Below are 22560 nucleotides of genomic sequence, written 5' to 3' on the forward strand. Positions count from 1 at the left end.
CGGCAGTCTCGCTCGCGGGCGAGCACGCGGACGGCGTGGACCACGCGTGGATCGCCGGTGGCACCGGCGTGGTCGCCCCCGCCACCGCCGACGCCATCGCCGACAAACTCAACCTCACCGTCAAATAATGACAGAGGTTTGCTGGCGGCTTGTTATAAGCAAGCCGCCAGCAACAATTATCTTTCACGCTATGCTTGTAGCTTATGGGTATGCGAACGATAATCCGCACGTGGATTTGGGAATCAAAGAATAAACTGCGTCGAACGATGACACATCTCTTCCGACGTCTTACTGGCAAGCAACGCATCATTGTTTCTCTAACTTCTTATCCGCCTCGTATGGCTACTATCCATGAGTCAATCAGGTCGATTCTGGCTCAGAAGACCTTGCCTGACAAAATAATCTTGTGGCTTTACGAAGGCGATTTCCCTAACCGCGAGAAGGATTTACCTGGAACACTTACTCATTTGCTTGCCCATGATGTGCAAATTCGTTGGGTCAAGGAAGATTTGAAGCCTCATAAGAAATACTACTGGGCGCTTCAAGAGTTTACTCATGATTTGGTCATCACCTTCGATGATGACATGATTTACCCGAATACGTATATTTCCGAATTGATGGAAACGCATTGCGCCCATCCTAGTGCAGTGGTATCAATTCGCACCCATCTGATTACTTTTAATGCAGATGGCTCGCTAAAGCCATATAATGACTGGATCTTTGAGGCGCCAGCACATTGTTCGTCACTGTTGAATAGGCCTTCAATGCGGTTGTTTGGGACAAATGGCGCTGGTACTTTGTTCCCCCCTCGAATTATGCCCGCAGCAACTTTTGATATGGAGGCAATTCGTAGGACAGCGCTCAGAGCTGATGACATTTGGATAAAGGTAATGCAGGTTGTAGGCAGAGTCCCTGTTGTCGCCGCGACTTCGAACCAAGTGATTTCTTTGACTTCGGCTGATCAGGCGCGAGCCGAGAATCGTATTGGTTTTGTGCCTGGTTCTCAGGAGGAAGCGTTGTGGAGCTCGAATAGCGAAGGTGGTAATGATGAAGTCATTGCCAAGGTGCTCTCATATCCTTCTGTCAAAGCTGCGTTAAATGGTGATTTTGAACAGCTTGTTCGTGATGATGATCTTGATAACTTCCTGCATTGATTATTGTCCCTCGACGGAATGTCTACTTTCGTCAAAAGGGATTGTGTCGTTTACCCCACCCCATAAAATTGGCGTGATTAGTGAATGCTGTGCTGCTGGAAGGCTGCACCCAAAAAACGTGTGTAGGATAGGACGCTCGTGAAGCAATTCGTCAATAGACTTCAAAACCGTTACCACTACGCATTGGTGGTGTTTAAAGAGTTGGTGAAGACCAACTTTAAGCTACGCTATCAGGGATCGTTCCTTGGTGTGTTGTGGTCGGTGCTCCAGCCACTGATGCTGTTCGCGGTGATGTATGTGGTGTTCGTCAAGTTCCTGAAGTTCTCCGACGGTACACCGACGTTCCCCATCTCCTTGTTATGCGGTACCTGCCTGTGGCAGTTCTTTGCGGAATCCACGGGCATGGGCATGCGTTCCATTGTTGATCGTGGCGATTTGCTCCGCAAAATCCACTTCCCGAATTACATCATCGTGGCTTCCACCACCATGGGATCAATGATTTCTCTGGCCATTAATCTGGCAGTGGTGATTCTGTTCGGCACCTTTGCCCACGCGCATTACACCTGGCGTGTGCTGCTGGTGATCCCGAGCATTATCCAGCTGTACGCCCTCTCTCTTGGCGTAGCGCTGCTGCTTGGCTCGTTGTATGTGTATTTCCGCGATATTGGGCATATCTGGGAAGTGCTGCTGCAAGCACTGTTCTATGCCACTCCTATTATCTACCCGATTTCCATGGTGATTGATCGTGGCTATGGTTGGGCAGCCAAGGTTATGATGCTTATGCCGGCTACGCAAACGATTATGGATATTCGCCATAATCTGATTTCCCCTGAATATGTGCCTACCGTCTGGCAGATGGTAAACAACAAGTGGCTGTGCCTGCTGCCTTATGTGGCTTCTGTATTTATTCTTTGGCTGGGCATTCATGTGTTCCGCAAATATAGCGCTAAGTTCGCGGAGGTACTCTGATGACTGATTCTGAGAAGAATGTGGCAGTAACTGCACCTCAGTCCACTGAAGACAATCGTCCTGTAGTGCTTAAGGTCGAGCATGTGGCCAAGTATTTCCGTCTGCCTACGGAACAGGCTACCGGCTTGAAGATGGCTTTCTTGAATTGGACGCGTGGTATCAAGGGCTACACCGAGCAGCATGTGTTGCGCGATATCAATTTCGAGGTGCATCAGGGTGATTTCTTTGGCATTGTGGGCCGCAATGGTTCCGGCAAGTCGACTCTGCTGAAGATTATCTCCCAGATTTACAAGCCCGAAAAAGGCAAGGTTACGGTTAACGGCAAGCTCGTGCCATTCATCGAACTTGGCGTGGGCTTTAACCCTGAGTTGACCGGTCGTGAGAACGTGTACCTGAACGGTGCCCTGTTAGGCTTCACTCGCGAGGAAATCGATGCGATGTACGATGACATCGTGGATTTTGCTGAGCTTGGCGAGTTCATGGATCAGAAGCTCAAGAACTATTCCTCTGGTATGCAGGTGCGTCTTGCATTCTCCGTGGCCATCAAAGCACAGGGCGATATTCTGGTTCTGGATGAGGTCTTGGCTGTGGGCGATGAAGCATTCCAGCGCAAGTGCGATAACTTCTTTGCGCACATCAAGCAGGATCCTACCAAAACAGTCATTCTGGTGACCCATGCTATGGATGCTGTAAAGAAATACTGCAATAAGGCCATCCTTATTAAAGACGGCGAAATCATTGTGTCCGGCAACAAGAATGACGTCGCCGACCAGTACACACTAGAGAACCTGAAAACCGCAAAACGATCTGAGACTGAGCAGCCTGTCAACGGTCAGTATCCGGCCGGTCTTAGCGAGCGTGTGCCGCGGTTGGAAGTTCGCCCTGAAAGTACTCCGCTGATCAAGACCCGGGAGCCATTCCGGTTCTGTGTTGACTATGAGTTCAATGAGGACGAAGAATTCTATCTTACGGTTACGCTATTCGATATGACTCGTGGCGGCATTATTTGTGACTCGGCTGCCGACTTGCGACAGACGAAACGTGGACGCCAGACTGCCACGTTTGAGCTGCCTCTTGACGCCATTTGCAACGGCGATTATCGCATCACTGCTCAGTTGCGCATTCTGCCGGATCCAGATGATGTGCAGTCCAACCAGCAGCTGGCATACACGGATGAAACTCGCTCCTGTGATTTCGCGTTGCGCATCTCTGGCAATAACGGTTACGCATTGCTCAACAAGAACACGATGCAGGTAAAGCAGCTGGTCTAAGCACAGTCGGTCCAATTGCCCAAGGGAGAATGGCCTGGTTGTTCTACATAGGGGTGGAACAACCAGGCCATATTCTTGTCTGACTATGTTACTCAATATGTCCATTCCCTCCGTGGTATGGGGATAATGTTGAAGCGTCCTGATTATTGTTCCGTCTCTGCGGCGAGACGGTTTTGCCATCTGTGTTTGTAATACTTGCTCTCAGCCTGCCCAATGTCCTGTAGTTAAGAGAGGCATATAGGACACTTCGAGTTATATCACGAGACTCATCGCATTGTCGCGTACTTCCAGCTCGTCGATCGGCTGAAAGGTCCTGTTGCGGCAAGGACAGGTACGATGAGCCGCACGGTGGGAACCCGCGTTGAACACGTTCGTCATCACTTTTGCAATCGCTTGGCAGACGATAGGCGCTGAAAAAGAAAACCACCAGTTACACATTTAATGGGGCAACACTGTGGATTGCTTCAAACAAGCGAAAACCTTAAACGGGTTCAAATGGGGACACGTTAGGATTGAAGGGGACTGTCTCAGAAAGAATATATCCTACGAATGCGTGCACATATAAGAATGGGAGTTTGAGCTGATGCCAGAGAAGCAGGTCGATTCAGCGAAGCGGACGCTTACGGTGATGATTCCTTGCTATAACGAGCAGGAATCCTTGCCGATTTTGTTTGAGCGTATGGATGCTCTGGTGGCGCAAGGCTCGCAGCATGACCTTGACTATACGCTACTGTTCGTTGACGATGGGTCGAAAGACGATACCCGCAAACTCATCAAGGAATATGCGAAGCAGCACCCCTATGTGGAGTATATTTTCCTTTCCCGTAATTTCGGTAAGGAAAAGGCCATGTTTGCAGGTATTGAGAACGTACATACGGATGGCTTGGTGATTATTGACGCTGATTTGCAGGATCCGCCAGAATTGATTCCTCAAATGGCGGAGTTGTGGCGTCAGGGTTATGAGGATGTATACGCGCGTAGGCGTTCGCGCGAAGGTGAGAGCTGGCTGAAGAAAGCCACGAGCTGCTGGTACTACGATTTGCTGCAGCGGGTCTCCGGAGTGACCATTCAGAAGGATACAGGCGACTTCCGCTTGCTTGATCGCAAGTGCGTGGATGCGTTGAAGCGTTTGGATGAGTCGGAGCGTAATTCCAAGGCTCTGTTCAGTTGGATTGGCTTTAAGAAGATTGAATTCCTATATGACCGTGACAGGCGTGTGGCGGGCAAGACGAAGTGGAATTATTTCAAACTGTTCCATCTGGCCATGGACGGCATTACCAGTTTTACTACCTTGCCATTGAAGATAGCTACATGGTCCGGCATGGTGGTTTCGGTTATAGCCGTCATTTATGCCATGGTGATTCTGATTAAAACCTTGGCCTTTGGCGTGGATGTGCCTGGTTATGCTTCCACGATGGTCGTGGTACTGATTCTGGGCGGGATTCAACTGCTGAGCCTTGGTGTCATCGGTGAATACTTGGGGCGTATTTTCATGCAGACCAAGCATCGCCCGAATTACTTGGTGGAAGAGTCGAAACTAAATGATAATTAGCAAGAAGTCATCATGGCAATTTGTTGTGCCTGTTCTGTTGGGGATGCTGTTCGGCATTTGCACATTTGCTAGCTATAATAATGGTCAAGTTTCATTTCTGGCTCCGTCACTTTATTTTCTGATGGTGCTATTCGCTGTACTATTTTGCACGGTTTTCATACTGTTTGAGCGCTATCTTAGCGAAGATGGAAATGTCTACCACTCCAGACGCTTCGATGAACCATGGCCTTGCCATAATGCGGTTGGATTATTCCTGCGCCGCGTGCTCCCACTGAAGTGGTCAATAAAAAATGTGGCTTTGAGCTCTGGAATAATTCTTGTTTTCTGGCTCCCATATATTGTTTTAGCTTACCCCGGTATCTATTGGTGGGATACAACACTTCAAATCGCTGAGTTCTTCTCCGTGCCTCGTGTACTTTGGGACCAGCATCCATTTATGGATTCAATCGTGTTCGGCTTTTTCGCTAAGATCGGCATTCGCTGTTGGGGCAATGCGTTTGCCGGGTTGTATATGTTCATTATCTTGCAATGCGTTGCTGCAGCGATTGCTCTAGCCATGGTTGCTATTGCTTTATCGGATTATTCTGTGAGCTGGTTTTGGAGAATAACCTGTCTTCTATTCTTTGCCATATGGCCGGCCTATCCAAGAATGTTCACCACGGTAGCCAAAGACACGGTGTTCTCACCAATTTTGGTGATTTTTGTCATCATGTTCTGCTCGTTGATGAAATCACAAGGGGAAAAAATACGGCAATGGCGGTTTTCGTTGCCATTTCTGTTGGTTTGCATAGGAATGTGCGTCACTAGAAAAACCGGTGTGTATATCGTGCTCGGAAGCATGATACTTCTCGTGTTTTCGAAATTCGCAGCGAAAATCAAGGCGTGGTGTGTGGCATTCGGCGTTGCCGTGTTCCTGCTTTGTTCGGTAGCGATTCCTGCAGTGGCGTACCCTACGTTGCATATTCTCCCAGGCCTCAAGCAAGATGCATGGTCCTTGCCAATTCAGCAATTGGCAAATGCTGTTGTACAGAATCCGGATTCTTTCAGCGATCATGAAAAGGAGATAATTCAACAGTATTATGCGCAGGATATTCCAACTTTAGAGAAGAACTACTCATTTGTGGCAGCTGATCCCGTAAAGGGTCCGGTGACAATGAACGGACAACAGGAGTTTGTTTCCATTTGGGCTACACATTTCTTCACTAATCAGCAGGAGTATATGAGCGCATTTGCCGGATTGGCCGCCGGATGGTTCTCATTCCCTATCCCTGCCCAATCGATATATGATATCAACGCATATATCAATATCCCATACAATTCCGAACACCATTATGAGGGCATTGAACCGCTCCCTCGATGGTCTTCACATACGCTTGGCGAAAAAACCATTCCTCATTTGGAGACCATCGTCACTCAAATCCCAATCATCAATGTGCTCAGCAGCAAGGCTTTGTGGGGTTCTATACTGCCGTTCCTTTGCCTTTTCCTGGTATTACGCAAACGTTCCGATAAGCGGAGCAATGCTGTCTGCTGCCTTATGCCTTTGCTGCTGACTGTGGCTACGCTATATGTGGGACCGACCTCGCTCTATCAAGAGGGAACTCGGTATGTGTTTCCGATTTTATGCGCCATGCCACTATGGCTGGCTATTTCCATCAAATCGATAGACCCCGGAGACGATATAAGCTGAGGAAGAGCTGATTTGCGCAGGCTATAGCGTGGTTTCAATGCGATAGCGTGGGCGATGCTTTGATTCCATATATATTTTGCCTACGTATTCGCCAACTATGCCGAGCGAGACCATGATGAGCCCTCCAATGAGCCACAGCGAGCACATCAGCGATCCCCAGCCGGCGACTGTATGACTTTGACCAAGTGAAGCCAGCACATAGATGAACATCGCAATTGCAACGAGGATGGAGAGCAAACCAGCTCCGGTGACGAAACTGAGGGGTTTTGTAGAGAATGACGTAATACCTTGCAGCGCGAAGGAAATCATCTTCTTGAGCGGATATTTCGATTCTCCTGCTTCGCGCTCGCCTCGTTCGTAGTACACCTTGCTGGTGTTGTATCCAAGTGTTGGCACGATGCCGCGTAGGAACAGGTTGACTTCGTGATATTCGCTGAGCGCATCCAGCGCTTCATGACTCATCAGACGATAGTCTGCGTGGTCAGGAATGGTTTCTGCGCCCATCCATTCGAAGATCTTATAAAAAGCTTCCGCGGTATTGCGCTTGAACCACGTATCCTTCTTGCGCGCCGAACGGACACCGTAGACAATCTCATCTCCATTACGGAAATTCGCAATGAACTCGTCTACGGCGTTTACGTCATCCTGCAAGTCAGCGTCCATGGAAATCGCGGCATCGCAGCCTTGAGCACGAGCTGTCATGAGACCTGCGAATAAAGCGTTCTGATGGCCTCGATTGTGAGCCAGTTTCACTCCGCCGAACAACTGTTCGTTGGAGTTATGCAGACGCTGAATAATCTTCCATGTGCCATCTTTCGATCCGTCATCTACGAATAGAATACGGCTTTTGCTGCTTATCGTACTGTTGTTGATAAGAGTGTCGACTTTGGTGCAAAGCACGTCCGCGGTATGTGCCAACCCTTCTGTTTCGTTGTAGCAGGGGAGCACGAAATAAATGATGGGAGACGATGCTGCTCTCTTATCGGTATTCACGGCATTTGCCACACTCATCATTCCTTCTTAACAATCGCGTTCGTTACTTCTAGCTATACACACAGTATGCCAGCTGACTGTCCCCTAACAAGATAGTATTGATGATTGATTTTGCCTCTTACACTACTGGTATCCGATATCTCACTATGTCAACAGGGAGCAATGAGCGAGGGATGATTCACACCTTGAAGAAAGCTGATGCGAAGCAGTTCGTTGCATGGCTGGCTAAGGTGCGCCAGTGCAAGTGGTTCCGGTATCGAGGCTGGCTATACGCGTTATCCGGAATGTTGACTTTCCTCATGCTGTGCGTGGTTTGCTATGTTAATCACATTGCGCCGTTCCATGACGGAACGTATTCCCTCGCAGTACAGGATGCTGATTTTCAATATCTTGATTTCTTTGCTTATTACAAGGATTTGTTGGCCGGAAAAGCAAGCCTTGGATATGATTTTTCCAAGGGTCTTGGCGGCGGAATGATTGCCGTTTTCGCCTATTACCTGTGTTCTCCGCTGAATGTGCTGGTTGTTTTCTTCCAGAAATCACAGTTAGCGGTTTTCTATGATGTATTGGTCATCATCAAGCTATGCCTTGCGGCTATATTCATGTCGATATTCCTTGATTTGCGCTTCGAACGCAAATTAAGCAGATTGTATATTTTGATATTGTCAGTCAGCTATGCATTCATGCAATACAACATGCTGCAGGCACGCAATGTGATGTGGCTGGATGGCATGTATATGCTACCGCTCTTGATGCTTGGCGTATATCGCGTTGTTCGTAAACAGGACGGGCGTTTGTTGGCGGTAATGGTTTTCCTGACCATTGTTTGTAATTGGTATACCGCGGCAATAGACGGTCTTTTTCTTTGCCTGTGGGGTATTGCCGAAGTGGGATTCTATTATCAAGATTTCGCAAGCAAGGGTACGTGGCTCAATATCGGCAAGGACATTTTACGTTTTTGTGTGAGCGGACTCATCGGCATTGGATGCAGTTCGTTCCTGTTGGTTCCGGCGTTTTTGAAGATGCGTGGTGGCAGAGGAACGATTGATCGCTCATTCCTGACCAATGCATTTTTTGGCAACCCTCTGAATGATGCTCGCGGTTTGCTGTATTACCATCATCAATCATATTTAGGGCAATCCTCACTGTATGCAGGCGTATTTGTTGTAATTGGCTTTGTGGCATTTTTCTTGTCGAAAACCATTGTTTTGCGAGAGAAGCTGCTTATTGCGTTGGTATTCGGGGTGTTGGAACTGTCGTTCCATTGGCAGCCATTGTATTTTTTGTTCTCGCTATTGAAGGATGCCTCCAGCTATTGGTATCGATACTCGTATCTGGCTGTAGCTGTCGCAGTTTTCGCCATGGCCATGTTTTGTCTGCATGTTGGTGAAGGGGAAAACCGTGCAGTGATATTCCGTTCCATTGCTGTTAGCTCGCTGATTCTTTTCATCGTGACATTGAACAGTGATTCGGACACAAAGAACATGATGATGTTTGTTCTTGCCATGGTTATTGTGGGATCACTGTTGTCTCTGACTGTGGTGAATTCCAATCGACCAGCAGTTCGTAGTGTGTGTGCTGTTGTTCTGGTATGCGCTTGCGCAGGCGACCTGGCATATAGTGCGCATGCAGATTTTCGGATGGAGACCTTGCAAACGGCGCATTTTCACTCTTATGTGGAGCAGACCCAGCAACAAATTGAGGCCATCCAATATGCTGACGGCGGTTATTATCGCATTAACCAAACTTCAAACCGTGAAATGGCTGAAGGCAATCTTACGGCGAATATGAATGAAGGCCTTGCTTATAATTACAACCCAATTTCCGTATACACTTCCGATCCCGATGAGGGCCAGAGGAATTTTCTAGACAAGGTAGGATACCGGAAAAACGGAGACAATTTCAACGTCGTCAATGATTCCATTCTTGGTGCAGATTCGCTGTTGGGCGTGAAGTATGTGCTGTCTCAATATCCGATTGAAGGTCTGGAACAATTAGATATTCCCAAGGCGGACGGCAAAGCGGTATATCGCAATCCATATGCTCTTCCGCTGGCATTCTACGGCAATGATGCTCCGACTGAGGAGATGAGCGCTGAGAACGAATTCGAATACCAGAATGCTCTGTTCTCTCAACTGATGGGTGAGAAGACGGAGCTGTATGTTCCTGTCGCTTCAGCCCGATCTCAAGAAAACGGGAAAACGATATACGCGTTGTCTGGGTATGATGCGAGTTCGCCTTTGTATGGTGTGGTGCATAATGTGCCTGCGGCCTCAACAATCACTATGGCAGATGGCACGGTTCGAAAATATTCGCAGTGGCTGGCTCCTGGAGTGGTGTTTATTCCCCACCATGGAAACACTACAACACTGACGTTATCCATGGATGGTGGTGGCGAAGTTCCACAACAGGATGGCGCGTTATTCTATGCGCTTGATCTTCAGGAGCTTCACCGATTTTCCAGTCGTCTTACCAGTAAGACTCCGACAATTAATTCTTTTAACGATGGGTATGTACGTCTTACTGCCGAAGGCGAAGGCTCAAGGAATGAGGTTATTACCACGATTCCCTATGATGCCGAATGGATCATTACAGTGAATGGTAAGCAGGTTCAGCCGCATGTTGTTGCCGGCGCATTCGTTGGCATCCCTCTTGAAGATGGCCGCAATGATATTACTATGCAATACCACATTCGAGGTGCTGTTCCGGGGGCGGTTATTACCCTGCTCAGCATTATTACAGCATGTTTATTGCTGGTAGTTCGCCGTCGTGCGCACAATCGGAGGAACATCAATTGGGCGCGTACACTGGTTTCGACAGAACGGAATAATTGAGACGAACGCAGTGAGAGAGTATTGCAAGAAGGTGGTTATTAATCATGATGTCTAGCAGCGATAGGCGTGATTCATTGCGGTGGATTGGTGTGGTTGGCCGCTCACTGCAATCATCTTGGAAGATGCTGATAACACTGTTCGCAGTGTCTGGCGTGATTGCTGTGCTGCTTTTTAGCAATATGGCGGTGCTCTATTCGGCAAAAGAATATCCTTCACACAATATTGCCATTGAACAGTTTTCGGCTATTCCGAGCTCCTCTGGCGAGAAGTCGGGGATCACTGTCGATAAGCAAGGCATACATGTGCCTGCGCAGGGTGGAGATGTGCAGTTGCATGATTTGGGCTACAAGACCAAGACATTGCATCTTGAATCGCAAGCTCACGATTCCGTTTATGCGTCTGGTAGCGTATCTATCTGCGATGCTTCCAATACTGCAGGGCGAGGCAATCCATGCGATCGTGCCAGGTTAAATAATTATGCGTTTGCTGATAGTTTCCGTCTATCGCCGCACGGCAAGCACAATAGTGCAGTAGTCCGCTTCAACAGCACTGGCAATGTACAGGGCATGCTGTTGCATTTCAACGAAACCACTGCTCCATACACTATTACCTCTATTACGGCGAATCCGGCCACGCATTTTACCGTAAGCATTGCAAAGTGGCTGCTCACATATGTGTTGCTTGTTGGCATATATTGCATTGTGAAATCTCGTGCGTATGCCGTTGTGTATGACTGGGATAACCGTTCTCATAATATCGGTTTCGCGGTCATGACCGCGGTGTGCATGCTTATCCCTTTGGTCATTCGGTTCGTTGTATATCGCTCAAGCGGCATGTTGGTGCAGTTCCCCTCCAACACGGGGGATCAATATGCTTTGCAGCTTGAGGCTTGGAAGCAAGGATCGCTATCGTTGGTGCAGCAACCTCCGAAGGATTTGCTCCAGCTTGATAATCCATACAGTCTTGCATCTCGAGTCATGTTGCCTGATTCAGGACTTTACGATGTGGTGTTGTTTAACGGAAAATACTGGACCTATTTCGGCGTAACGCCATTGTTGCTCGTGTATCTTCCGTTTAACGCATTATTCCCCAACAGGTTGCCGGCGGATCTTACGGTTACCACCATATTTGCATGCGGTGCAGCGTTGTTCTTATGCCTTGCAGTTCGCGAGCTACTTGCCAATTGGAAAATTCGTCCGAATTATTTGCTTCTGCTATGCTCTCTGCCGGCTCTTTGCGCAGGTAGCTTGATTTACTTTATTCAGTCATGCTCTGCAGTGTATTACATTCCGTTGCTTTGCGCGATTATGTGCGCAAGCATGTTTATATTTTTCGGCTTGCGTGCATGCCGAGCCAATCGGCAAATCATACGAAGTGTTTTATTTGTTTGCTCCGGAATTGCTTTGGCTCTCCAGCTGGGATCCCGACCGAACTCACTTATTGGAACGGTGTGCTTTATGGCACCATTGTTTATCGGAGTATTGCTGGACAAACAGCGTAAGATGCGAGGCAAGCTCATTGATGCCGGTTCATTCTTGATTCCCACCCTTCTCGGATTTGCGGCCCAACTGTGGTATAACAAGCTGCGATTCGGTTCCTTGTTCAATTTTGGCAATAAGTTACAGGTTACTATTGATGATCTACGCGATAACGCGCTGACTTTCGATCCGATGAAACTGAAGGATATGATTCTGGATTTCTTCCTTTTGCCGTTCAAAGTCAGTCCGGATTTCCCCTATATTTCCTATCAGACCAGCATTGGTTCCGGCTATGGAAACTACGCGTATCTCCATTACATGTTCGGCATTGGCATGATTCCATTGGTATGGTTTGTGTTTGCAGCATTTCGCAAAGTAGGACGGGTATGCAATGAGAAAGCCATGGTGCATTCAGGGCTGGTGGGCTGCCTGGTGCTTACCTACATCAATTACGCAATTGCCGGCAGCATCTTCCGCTACTACTGTGACTTCCTGTTCATTCTGCTGCTTATAGCGGTTATGGCCATGCTTCGCACGGTCCACCCAAACAATGAGTCGCAGGAAACCTCATTCAGCTTGTATGTTCCAGCAATCATTGTGTGCGTAGCAACGGTTATCATCGGTCTGCTGCTGGTATTCAGCGATCATCCGGAACTGGTCTCTATGGTGAGTAACGCTAATCCAGATTTGTATGTTGCATTGTCTTATTTCTTTGACTTTGCGTTAGGTGTTTGAGTTGCAAGCATGGCAATCCATGTGTGCGCAGGTCAAGCAATCCTGCTGCTGCATAGGGCAGCAGCAGGATGAAATACGGCAACACATAATCCGATTTTGCTTCCCAAATAGTATGGAAAGCAAAGCCGCCAAGGACTATCAAGATAAGGGCAAGCTGTTCAGGCTTCCAGTGCTTGCGATGCATCCATAATGCGAATGCGGCTCCGATATAAATCAAGGATTGTATAATATCGCACCATAGTGTGTAGGCTGCACGTAAGACTCCTTGGTGGAAACTGCTCTGCAATATGGAGTCTTTGTCGAGTGCCTTACTGTCTTGCCCGCCAAACACCGTCCACAATGATTCAAAGGTCGGTTCAGCCCATTGGGTGATTTCCTTGTGTGCATAGAACCTGAGGGCAGTGGCTGGGTGTTGCGCGAAGAATTCGGCACGCTGACGAATAACCTCTCTGGCAAGTTGGTCCACGATTTCTGGATCGTTGTTATGCTGAGCGTATTGTTCGGTGAAGTATGGGTTGTACCATCCCGGAGCAAGGGGGGAGTCCTGCATGCCAATGGCAATCCATGCGATCTTTGGCTCAGCTTTATCAAAAGAAATGCCGGTTTGTGAGGAGACAATCGCCGTTGGCAGTGTGGAAGCTGCTACATAGAGTATTGCGCATGCTAATGCGGCAATACTATGCATGAGCTTCTTAGTGGTCAAGGTGAGTGCAATCCAAGTGATTTCAATGCCAATAAGATAAATCATCCCATTAGGCTTGAACCAAATAGCGATGAAAAGGAACAGGGCGCATGCTATGCCATAAAGCGCTAATCGGGAAGTTTTTTTAGTCTGGGATGCATATTGCTGCATGAGACAGGCAAGCAAACAGAATGCTACTGATGGGATATTGCCGTATACGAAATTCGAGAAGAAGATAAACGGCAGGAAAGCCATGCATAGTACTGCGCAGATCACGACGATGCGCTGAGAAGCAAACATCATTTCAGTAAGTTTGAGCAGCGAGCCAAGCGCAATGGCAACCATTGCCGCGTTGAAAAGCCGAACCGCAGTCCAATTGGAGAATCCAAATAGCGAGCCGAATCCAGCGTAGAACAGCACGTAACCATTCTGATGGGGGAATTGTTGCATATACGTTGCCAAAAAAGGCTGGTAGTTATGCTTTGCCAGTTGTTCGCCGTACCAAGCTACAAATAATTGATCTGAGACGGGCGGCAGGTTGACGATTGCCGACCAAAGTGTGCCTACTATCATAGAATAGGCCGCTACCACTCGGATGACCGAGTGGGTCTTTATTTCAGGAATTGTCCATTTCTGGTAGTGAATCCATAAGAGCAGCAGGAGAATGCTGCAGATTGAAGAGACAATTGCGCAGACGTGAGAAGGCAAGGGCGTTTCCGCATATGTCTTCGGGAAAACGAAGGTGAAACATAGTGCGGCAATGCACAGAAGACTTACAATCACCAAGCTGAGGTAGGCGATGAACGATGTTCCATATCGTGTTGTTCGATGAAGCCATCCTGCAGAATTGGTAGTTGTGAGGTCACGCATAACTGTCATATTAACGTAGAACATGACCTTGCGGATGGCGGCTTAGAGATATCGTGCATTATAGTTGGTGGCGGCGATTCTGTTGGAGCCGAGAAGACGGTGTATAAGAAAGAGTGTTGCTGTGCTGCATGACGTAGAGCGTTTGAGAAAAGTGAACGAATCAAAGTATTGGATTGCGGCTACATGGGTGTGCAGTATTGTCGTCACCTTTATTACTCTTTTGCCCATTGGGCGAGAAAAGGGCGATGACACCAACTTCGCTATTTGGATTAGTCAGTCGTCGAGCCCCGCCCATTGGGTGTGGGAACGCTATTTGAACTGGTCTGGACGTGTCTTTTCCGAGTCTGCTGCAGCAGTGTTTATTCCACTTGATCAAATGTGGTGGCGTATAGCGGATGCTTTGATGGTCGCGTTGCTGGTGTATTCAATCATTCGCCTTGTGTCCGACACTATGACTGTTTCTGCTGTGCTGATGGGCTATGCGGGAATCTGGCTACTGCCACCGCAAATGATGAAAAACGCCGTGTATTGGGTTGCCGGATCGTTTGCCTATTTGTGGCCGTCGGCATTGGCTCTTTTCTCCGCCATATTGCTTATGGACATTTACAAAGGGAAACCTACTCGCTATTGGGGCTGGCGCATTCCTCTGGTGTTCTTGGCATCTTTAGGCGTGGAACAAACCGGCTTGTGCTTGTGTGCTTTTGGTGCAGTTACTGTGTTGGTTGTATGGCTCAGACAGAAAACTGTATCGGTTCCAGCATTGGTCTTTACGGTTGTTGCAGCTATCGGTGTTGTTATTGAGCTGGTTTCCCCTGGATCGCATCTCAGGACGATTAGCGAAGCCAACTATTGGTATAAGGAATTCCCCACACTTTCAGTATCTCGCAAGGTTGTCCGCGGTGTGATATGGCAGACTTATTCCACAACTAAATATTTGCTGCCAATTATTGCGGTGATGGCGATTGGGCTACTGGTTGCTATGGCACGAGACCTCAAGCGGTCGGAGTCTATTGAGTTAGAGGGGATGAGCGCCAGAACCAGTGCAGTGGTAGTTAACTGCATGTGCGTGCTCACTGCAATGCTGGTAATGATCATGTGTCTAGATGCCACAGGTACACGAAAAATGCTCATGCATTTTTACGGTGGCGGACCTCGAATCATTATCGCCTACCTATTCTGGGGCGTATTATTCACGGCTTGGGCTCTCATAGTGGTGCTGTATTCACATTCCCCGAAATTTACTGCGTTGATGCTGCTGGCATGTATCGCAGCGACGGCAGTGATGTATTTCTCTCCCACTATCTATGCATCCGGCGTTCGATCGATGTTTGCGTCAAGCCTCATGCTCATCATGCTGATTCATATTGCTCGCCTTGAGCATCCGCATCGGTTCTGGTATTGGATTATCGGCCTGCCAGCTGCGCTCAACTTTGTCCATTTTGTACTCGGGTTGTGGGGAGCCAGCCTGTGATGGGCTGTTGCGGCATATTAATCTGGGAATAAGTTTGAAGTGGTTGGTTTGTGTTCAGTCTCACGGCGGAGATGGAACACAAACCAGCCACTTCGGTTTCCATCGTTTGTGCGCTATGTTGAGACATTTCGGCTCCTTAGAATTGTGATATATTATCCATTGCCGTTGGATATGATTTTCAAATTAGAGGATCTTTGTAAGTGACGCATGATCTTAAGGCAGAACGAGAATTGACAAATATAACACAAGCATGGCTGGAATCGGTAACTATGAATAAGCGCCGAATAGTAATTACAGCAATAATTATTGCTATTGCTGCGGTTTGCGGTACAGTGTTCGCTATTTCGGTTGTTCCGGCACTGCAGGAGTCTGTGTTCGGGCTGATTACTGACGCTGTGCAAAGGAAACGTATCGTAGTGATTCGCGCTTTGATTGCGTCCACAGTGTTCGCGCTCGTATTGTTCTGTTGCGTGTTCGGTCCAAGCAAGGTGGGACGGCTGCTGCACCGGTACCGTTTTGCTGCTGGTGCTGCTGTAGTATTTGCTGCGGTGGCGTTGAATATTAGCGGTTCTTCGCTTGGCATGTGGAACTTCTGGCTCGGGCATGATATGGCATCAGATGTGGTTTGGGGTACGCCACGGGCATTGAGAACTGATGAATATGTGGTCACTACTCCCTTCGCTTTCGCTCAAAGCTACACGGGTTATAGCTATTTCAATAATCTGTTCGGGAATAAACCGGCTGATATGTTCATAGTCAAGGATGCGCCTGTATGGACGTTTGCGGAGATTTTCAGACCTTTTCACTGGGGGTACCTTATTCTTGGTAGTTCCCGAGGTCTTGCATTCTATTGGTCGGGTAGGTTGGTGGCGCTTTTCCTTGCGTCGTATGAGTTCTTCCTTTGTGTTACGAATGAGAATGGCAAGCAGGAGCATCAAGGTGTTGCCGTGCTCGGGGCATCGCTTATTGCTTTCGCTCCGTTGATACAGTGGTGGTATGCAGTGAATTCACTGCCGGAAATGCTGGTGGCGGTATTCGTTTCCATTGTGTGCTTCAATAAATATCTTACTGATACTGGTACGTTGCATCGGACTGTATACGCTGGTGTGATTCTATTGTGCGCAGGAATGTTCGCGTTGACGTTATATCCGGCATGGCAGATCCCGCTTGCATATCTTCTAATTGTATTAATTGCTTACAGTATCGTGAGACAATGGGGAAACATTCATATCAGCCGTAAAGATGTTCTTATTCTTGCAATAGAAGTTATTGTTTTCATTGCTCTCATGGCATCGGTTCTTATAACATCCTGGGATACTATCCAGGTAATGATGCATACGGCATATCCTGGTGCAAGACGCTCCCATGGTGGCGGAAAGAGCCTGTTGGAAATCATTGCGTCGGTTTGCACGCTTTTCCTCCCCTATAAAGAGTGGATTCCCGTTTCTGGAGCTAGTATTTCGAATTCCACTGAAGTATCGGCTTTCATCGATTTGTTCCCGGTTGGTATCGTCTTAGCCATTGCGAATATGGTTAAATCAAAAAAAATTGATGTGCTGAACACAGGCCTTATAACCCTTATTGTGTTCTTTATGACATTCGCATGCGTGGGATTCCCATTGTGGCTCTCTAAAGTGCTCATGCTAACACCGGTCACTTCATCCAGAACCACGGTTGTGCTTGGTGTTGCCAACATCATATTACTAGTACGATCGGTTTCATTGAGGAATTGGGAATGGAATAAACGACTAGTGGCTGTTGCTGCAGTGATATTTGCGATATTGATTGGTGCAGCAAATCACTACACGTACCCTTTGTATGTGGGACGTTTGCTCACTGTCGTTAGCTGCGCCATCACCATTATGCTGATGTTTTCCTTCTTGACCGTTGGGCGACATATCGTTGGTAATATCGCTGCTTCTCTGACGGTCGCAGGTTTAGTTATATCCGGAATGTCTGTGAATCCAATCCAATATGGTACGGCACCTATGACGCAGCAGCCCTTGGTCCAACAGGTCCAGACATTGCAGCGCCAAAACCCCGGCATGTGGATAACCGATGGTGATGAAAGTACACGAATAGCTAATCTACTGGTGGCCAATGGTGTGCAAACATTAAATGCTTTGAAAGTCACTCCAGATTTGACTACATGGCGGAAACTAGATTCAAATAGGAAAAGTGAAAAAATATATAACCGTTATGCCTACATTTCGGTGAAAATACTGGAACATGAAGCCAAGAAACCGTTCGTGCTCCAATACGGAGACGAATTCACTTTGCAGATTACACCAGCGCAATTGGATAAGCTCGGTGTTAAAAATGTGCTATCCACCCAGAAACTTGATCAAATGACCTTCACTGGATATAAGTTTGTGGCTATTGGCAAAACAATCGATGGTCGAACTCCATATCGCTTGGTAAATTACTGATGACGGTGCTATAAAAAGCTGGAGATAAATGAACAACCAATCATCCATTTCACTCTTGTGCAGTCGTGCTAATCATTTCGTTCGAAAAGGTTTTCACATATTCTCGCATGTGAAAGCATCAACATGGGTTCTTGTCGGAGTGCTGCTGATATTAACGGCAATGCGATTGGGTATGTCATTGACAATGCATATGAACTATTCCTATAAAGGAAGCTTTGACGACCAATTGTTGATGAGTTATTCATGGGGATCTCACTTCCATGAAGATAACACGCTATCTTTAGCGAAGGCTCAGGGGTACGGATACTGGCTATTAATCACATGGGCATTGGGTCTAAGTGCCGACATGGCATATTTTTTAGTGTGGGTAGCCGCCGCAGTTGCTGTAGGAGTTGCATTTTGGGTACTTTTCTATAATAGATGGCTAGCTTGTTTTTCCTATGCCTATGTGCTGTGGCATCCGATTGCTTTTGATGGTTGGTTGGGGACTCGTTTATACCGAAATTCGTTATTTCCGCCTCTGATGTTCTTGTTATTGGGCTTGATGCTGATATGGCTTAATTATGGGATTCCCCTTCTTCGGGTGAAAAGCGTGAATGGGGAGGGATGGCCATCGAGCGGGAAAGCACTTGTAGGCTATGCAATACTGGGACTGTTGCTTGGTGCGCCGTTATGTTTAATTTATTTATTGAAAGAAGATTCGGTCTGGTGCGTTCCGCTTTTAGTTGCTATTGTGGCCGTGAAAATTGCGATGGTAGTGCTGAGTCGCACTGCAATCATCAAGAAAATATTGTGTGCCGTTCTTGCTCTATGTCCTTTGATTCCAGTTGTTATAGGTGTAAAAGCCTGCGAAGCAATTAATCAACGGTATTTCGGTGTATCTATGATTAATACTCGCATGGAAGGCGAGGTGGGTGATTTTGTCGCTAAAGTGTATCAAGTAGACAATAAAGACCAAAACATGACTATTTGGACTCCGGAATCATCCATTGATGCGGTATTTAACGTATCTCCAACCTTAAGTAAGAATCCAAAATTACTTTGGTCTGTGAAACACATTATGTTCACATATCCAGATATTAAAAAGAATCCGTTGACGGGAGATTTTCTTACCTGGCAGATTCGATTTGCGTATGATAATACTTTTGGATGGGACAATGAGCGCTCTGTGCAGGATTTTTTCAAGCAGGTCAATAAAGAGATTGATGCAGCCTTTGATGATGGCAGGCTGAAAAAGACAACGAAAATATCTCTCAGCTCAATGCTTGTGCCAAGGAATATCAATGAAATTATGAGTCTTATTGGGTCGGCAAACTATTCGTGGTCTGACTCCGCGGTGATATATTATTATAGATTATCGGGGAAAGGTAATAGTAGCGACAAGGATGACAATAATATTCGAGGTTTGAAGCGCATGCGTGTTGATCCTGGGGATCCCAATCCAGAACCATTCCCTTGGTTCTCATTTGAAGCTTCGAGGCGAGTATCGAGCGTAGATCGTGTTATTTATTCTGTGCTCAATGTGCTGATGATTATTGCTGCCATTGTAGAAACTATTCGACTGATTGCTGGATTAATTCGTAAAATACGTATGCAGGGATTATTGATTTACATCGGGGCACTGGGTTTACTGGCCTATGCATGGGTGTATTGCTTCAGCGTAAATTGGTATACGGAATATCTGCATGATCGGTTTGTAACGTTTTTTTACTCCGGTGGAGTCGCCATTCCTTTGATTGCGGTTCCCCTCATGTTGTTTGTGGGGTTATTGAGTATTCGATGGGTAAATGCGACCTCTTATTCGAAAGGAAATGTGAGGGAAGGATTAATCATTAGTCAGTGACAGGGTTCAAATGAAGATTAAAGATCTGTCCACGGTATGCCTGACGGTATGCTGGGGCGTATGGCTGAAGAACTGTTTACTCCCCATAACATCATTGTGACCGGTGGCTGTGGCTTCATCGGATCGAACTTCGTGCACTACGTGTACAACAACCATCCCGATGTGCACGTCACCGTGTTGGATGCACTCACCTACGCTGGCAACCTGGAGAACATCAAGCCGATTCTGGGCGACCGAGTGGAGTTCGTGCACGGCAACATTTGCGATGCCGAGCTGCTGGATAAGCTGGTGCCGGGCCATGACGCCATCGTGCATTATGCAGCCGAATCCCATAACGACAACTCCATCGCCAACCCGGAGCCGTTCCTGAAGACCAACGTGGAAGGCACGTTCCGTCTCCTGGAAGCGGCACGCAAGTACAACGTGCGCTACCACCACGTGAGCACCGACGAAGTGTACGGCGATCTGGCATTGGATGATCCGGCCAAGTTCACTGAGGAAACTCCGTATCATCCGTCCAGCCCGTACAGCTCCACCAAGGCCAGCTCCGACCTGCTGGTGCGCGCCTGGCATCGCACGTTCGGTATCCGCGCCACCATCAGCAACTGCTCCAACAATTACGGCCCCTACCAGCATGTGGAGAAGTTCATCCCACGCCAGATAACGAACATTCTGGAAGGCGAACGCCCGAAGCTGTATGGCAAGGGCGAGAACGTGCGTGACTGGATTCACACGGACGATCACTCCACCGGCGTATGGACCATTCTGACCAAGGGTCGCATCGGCGAAACCTACCTGATTGGCGCCAACGGTGAGAAGAACAACATCACCGTGCTGCGCATGATTCTGAAGATGATGGGTCAGCCGGAGGACGCATTCGACTGGGTCAAAGACCGCCCGGGCCACGATCGCCGCTATGCCATCGACTCCACCAAGCTGCAGACTGAACTCGGCTGGAAGCCCAAGCACACCGACTTCGAATCTGGCCTGAAGCAGACCATCGAATGGTATACGGAGAACCGCGCGTGGTGGGAGCCGGCCAAGGCCGCCACCGAAGCCAAGTACAAGCAGCAGGGACAGTGAGCGACAACCATGGCATTTGAATTCGAGAAGGAACTGAAAGTCACCGAGACCAATATCCCCGGTCTGCTGGTGTTCGACCTGCCGGTGCACGGTGATAACCGCGGCTGGTTCAAGGAGAACTGGCAGCGCGCCAAGATGCTGAAGCTCGGCCTGCCGGATTTCGGCCCGGTGCAGAACAACATCAGCTTCAACGCCACCAAGGGCGTGACGCGTGGCATCCATGCCGAACCGTGGGACAAGTACATCTCCATCGCGGCCGGTGAGATTTTCGGCGCATGGGTTGATCTACGCCCGGGCAAGAGCTTCGGCCAAGTGTTCACCACGCGTCTGGACCCGTCGAAGGCGATCTACGTGCCGCGCGGCGTGGGCAACAGCTTCCAGGCGCTGCAGGACGGTACTGTGTACACCTATCTGGTGAACGCCCACTGGAGCCTGGAACAGAAGAAGACCTACACGTTCGTGAATCTTGCCGACCCGGAGCTCAACATCCAGTGGCCGATTCCGCTTGAGGAAACCGAACGTTCCGAAGCCGACCTGCATCACCCGATGTTGAAGGACGCCAAGCCCATGGCTCCGAAGCGCACGTTGGTAACCGGTTGCAACGGTCAGCTGGGCCATGCGATTCGTGCCTATGCTGAAGCCCATGATTTGCAGGGCTTTGAGTACACGGATATCGACGAGTTCGACTTCTCCGATCCCGCCGCATACGACCAGTACGATTGGTCCCTGTACGGCACCATCATCAACGCCGGTGCATACACGGCGGTGGACAAGGCCGAAACCGCGGAAGGTCGTCCGATTGCATGGAAGGCCAATGCGCAGGGCCCGGCACTGCTCGCCAAGGTAGCTAAGGACCATCACATTACGCTGGTGCATGTCAGCTCCGATTACGTGTTCGACGGCACTGCCGAACCGCATACGGAAACCGAGAACTTCGCTCCGCTTGGTGTCTATGGCCAGACCAAGGCTGCCGGCGATATCGCCGTGGCGAACGCTCCCGAGCATTACATCCTGCGCTCCAGCTGGGTGATTGGCGAAGGTCATAACTTCGTGAAGACCATGATGATGCTGTCCAACCGCGTAGCCGATCCTGAAGACGGCTTGAACCAGGTGACCGTGGTGGATGATCAGTTTGGCCGACTCACCTTCACCAAGGACATGGCCGAAGCCATCTTCCACCTGCTTGACTCCCATGCACCGTACGGAACTTACAATCTGACCGGTTCCGGTGCGGTGAAGAGCTGGGCGGATATCGCCTCTGAGGTGTTCGATCTGACCAACGGTAACGGCGATAAGGTCAAGCCGATTTCGACCGCCGAGTACTTTGCGAACGCCAAGAACCCGGTTAGCCCGCGCCCGACTCACAGTGCCTTGGACCTCGCTAAGATCAGCGAAGCTGGTTATACGCCAGCTGATTGGGAGGAAAGTCTTAAGGCATATGTGGCCAAGGAGCTTGAAAAATAGGCCTGGTCGTTGAGACCCGTGTGAAAACCGCGCAGAAGACTC

The 22560-nt window shown here is 48.5% G+C and carries 14 protein-coding genes; 12 read left to right on the top strand and 2 right to left on the bottom strand.

Features of this window, described 5'->3' with window-relative positions; translation table 11 throughout:
* Positions 1–266 precede the first annotated feature (266 nt).
* From JS530_RS09015 to JS530_RS09035, 5 genes are all read left to right on the top strand, one after another.
* Positions 267–1154: a glycosyltransferase family A protein gene (locus JS530_RS09015; RefSeq protein WP_221339827.1), complete on the top strand. Its 888-nt coding sequence runs from the start codon at positions 267–269 to the stop codon at positions 1152–1154.
* A 138-nt stretch (positions 1155–1292) separates the two neighbouring features.
* Entirely contained in the window at positions 1293–2123 is an 831-nt protein-coding gene (locus JS530_RS09020; RefSeq protein ID WP_214376836.1) for an ABC transporter permease, read from the top strand.
* Positions 2123–3394 (top strand): ABC transporter ATP-binding protein, encoded by a 1272-nt coding sequence (locus tag JS530_RS09025; protein ID WP_214376837.1) that lies wholly within the window; start codon positions 2123–2125, stop codon positions 3392–3394. The genes JS530_RS09020 and JS530_RS09025 overlap by 1 nt, the downstream gene beginning before the upstream one ends.
* A 583-nt stretch (positions 3395–3977) precedes the next feature.
* On the top strand, positions 3978–4946 hold the full coding sequence (locus tag JS530_RS09030; RefSeq protein WP_214376838.1) for a glycosyltransferase family 2 protein: 969 nt from the start codon (positions 3978–3980) through the stop codon (positions 4944–4946).
* Entirely contained in the window at positions 4936–6636 is a 1701-nt protein-coding gene (locus tag JS530_RS09035; RefSeq protein WP_214376839.1) for a DUF6020 family protein, read from the top strand. The genes JS530_RS09030 and JS530_RS09035 overlap by 11 nt, the downstream gene beginning before the upstream one ends.
* Positions 6637–6657: 21 nt before the next feature.
* Here the strand turns inward: JS530_RS09035 and JS530_RS09040 are convergent, their stop codons facing one another.
* A complete protein-coding gene (locus JS530_RS09040; RefSeq protein ID WP_425350866.1) occupies positions 6658–7641 on the bottom strand; it encodes a glycosyltransferase family 2 protein in 984 nt (327 codons plus the stop codon).
* A gap of 89 nt (positions 7642–7730) precedes the next feature.
* Here JS530_RS09040 and JS530_RS09045 point away from each other — a divergent pair, with 89 nt between their 5' ends.
* Positions 7731–10463, top strand: coding sequence for a YfhO family protein (locus tag JS530_RS09045; RefSeq protein WP_214376841.1), 2733 nt, complete (start codon positions 7731–7733; stop codon positions 10461–10463).
* A gap of 44 nt (positions 10464–10507) precedes the next feature.
* The gene (locus tag JS530_RS09050; protein WP_214376842.1) at positions 10508–12676 is read left to right on the top strand and encodes a hypothetical protein; all 2169 of its coding nucleotides are present in this window, start codon (positions 10508–10510) and stop codon (positions 12674–12676) included.
* Here the strand turns inward: JS530_RS09050 and JS530_RS09055 are convergent.
* Positions 12618–14228: a glycosyltransferase family protein gene (locus JS530_RS09055; protein ID WP_214376843.1), complete on the bottom strand. Its 1611-nt coding sequence runs from the start codon at positions 14226–14228 to the stop codon at positions 12618–12620. The genes JS530_RS09050 and JS530_RS09055 overlap by 59 nt on opposite strands.
* 121 nt (positions 14229–14349) lie before the next feature.
* On the opposite strand from JS530_RS09055, the gene JS530_RS09060 reads away from it, so the two are divergent.
* The 5 genes from JS530_RS09060 (at position 14350) to JS530_RS09080 (ending at position 22518) form a co-directional block, all read left to right on the top strand.
* The gene (locus JS530_RS09060) at positions 14350–15699 is read left to right on the top strand and encodes a DUF6056 family protein (protein ID WP_214376844.1); all 1350 of its coding nucleotides are present in this window, start codon (positions 14350–14352) and stop codon (positions 15697–15699) included.
* Between the two features lie 269 nt (positions 15700–15968).
* The gene (locus JS530_RS09065; RefSeq protein ID WP_240541177.1) at positions 15969–18128 is read left to right on the top strand and encodes a DUF7657 domain-containing protein; all 2160 of its coding nucleotides are present in this window, start codon (positions 15969–15971) and stop codon (positions 18126–18128) included.
* Positions 18129–18318: 190 nt separating this feature from the next.
* Positions 18319–19971, top strand: coding sequence for a hypothetical protein (locus JS530_RS09070; RefSeq protein ID WP_214376845.1), 1653 nt, complete (start codon positions 18319–18321; stop codon positions 19969–19971).
* 60 nt (positions 19972–20031) lie between these two features.
* The gene (gene rfbB / locus JS530_RS09075) at positions 20032–21054 is read left to right on the top strand and encodes a dTDP-glucose 4,6-dehydratase (protein WP_214376905.1); all 1023 of its coding nucleotides are present in this window, start codon (positions 20032–20034) and stop codon (positions 21052–21054) included.
* Positions 21055–21063: 9 nt separating this feature from the next.
* Positions 21064–22518, top strand: a complete 1455-nt coding sequence (locus tag JS530_RS09080; protein ID WP_214376846.1) for a sugar nucleotide-binding protein — start codon at positions 21064–21066, stop codon at positions 22516–22518.
* Positions 22519–22560: the final 42 nt, after the last annotated feature.

The organism is Bifidobacterium colobi (genome assembly GCF_018555455.1).
GTDB classification, from domain to species: Bacteria; Actinomycetota; Actinomycetes; order Actinomycetales; family Bifidobacteriaceae; genus Bifidobacterium; species Bifidobacterium colobi.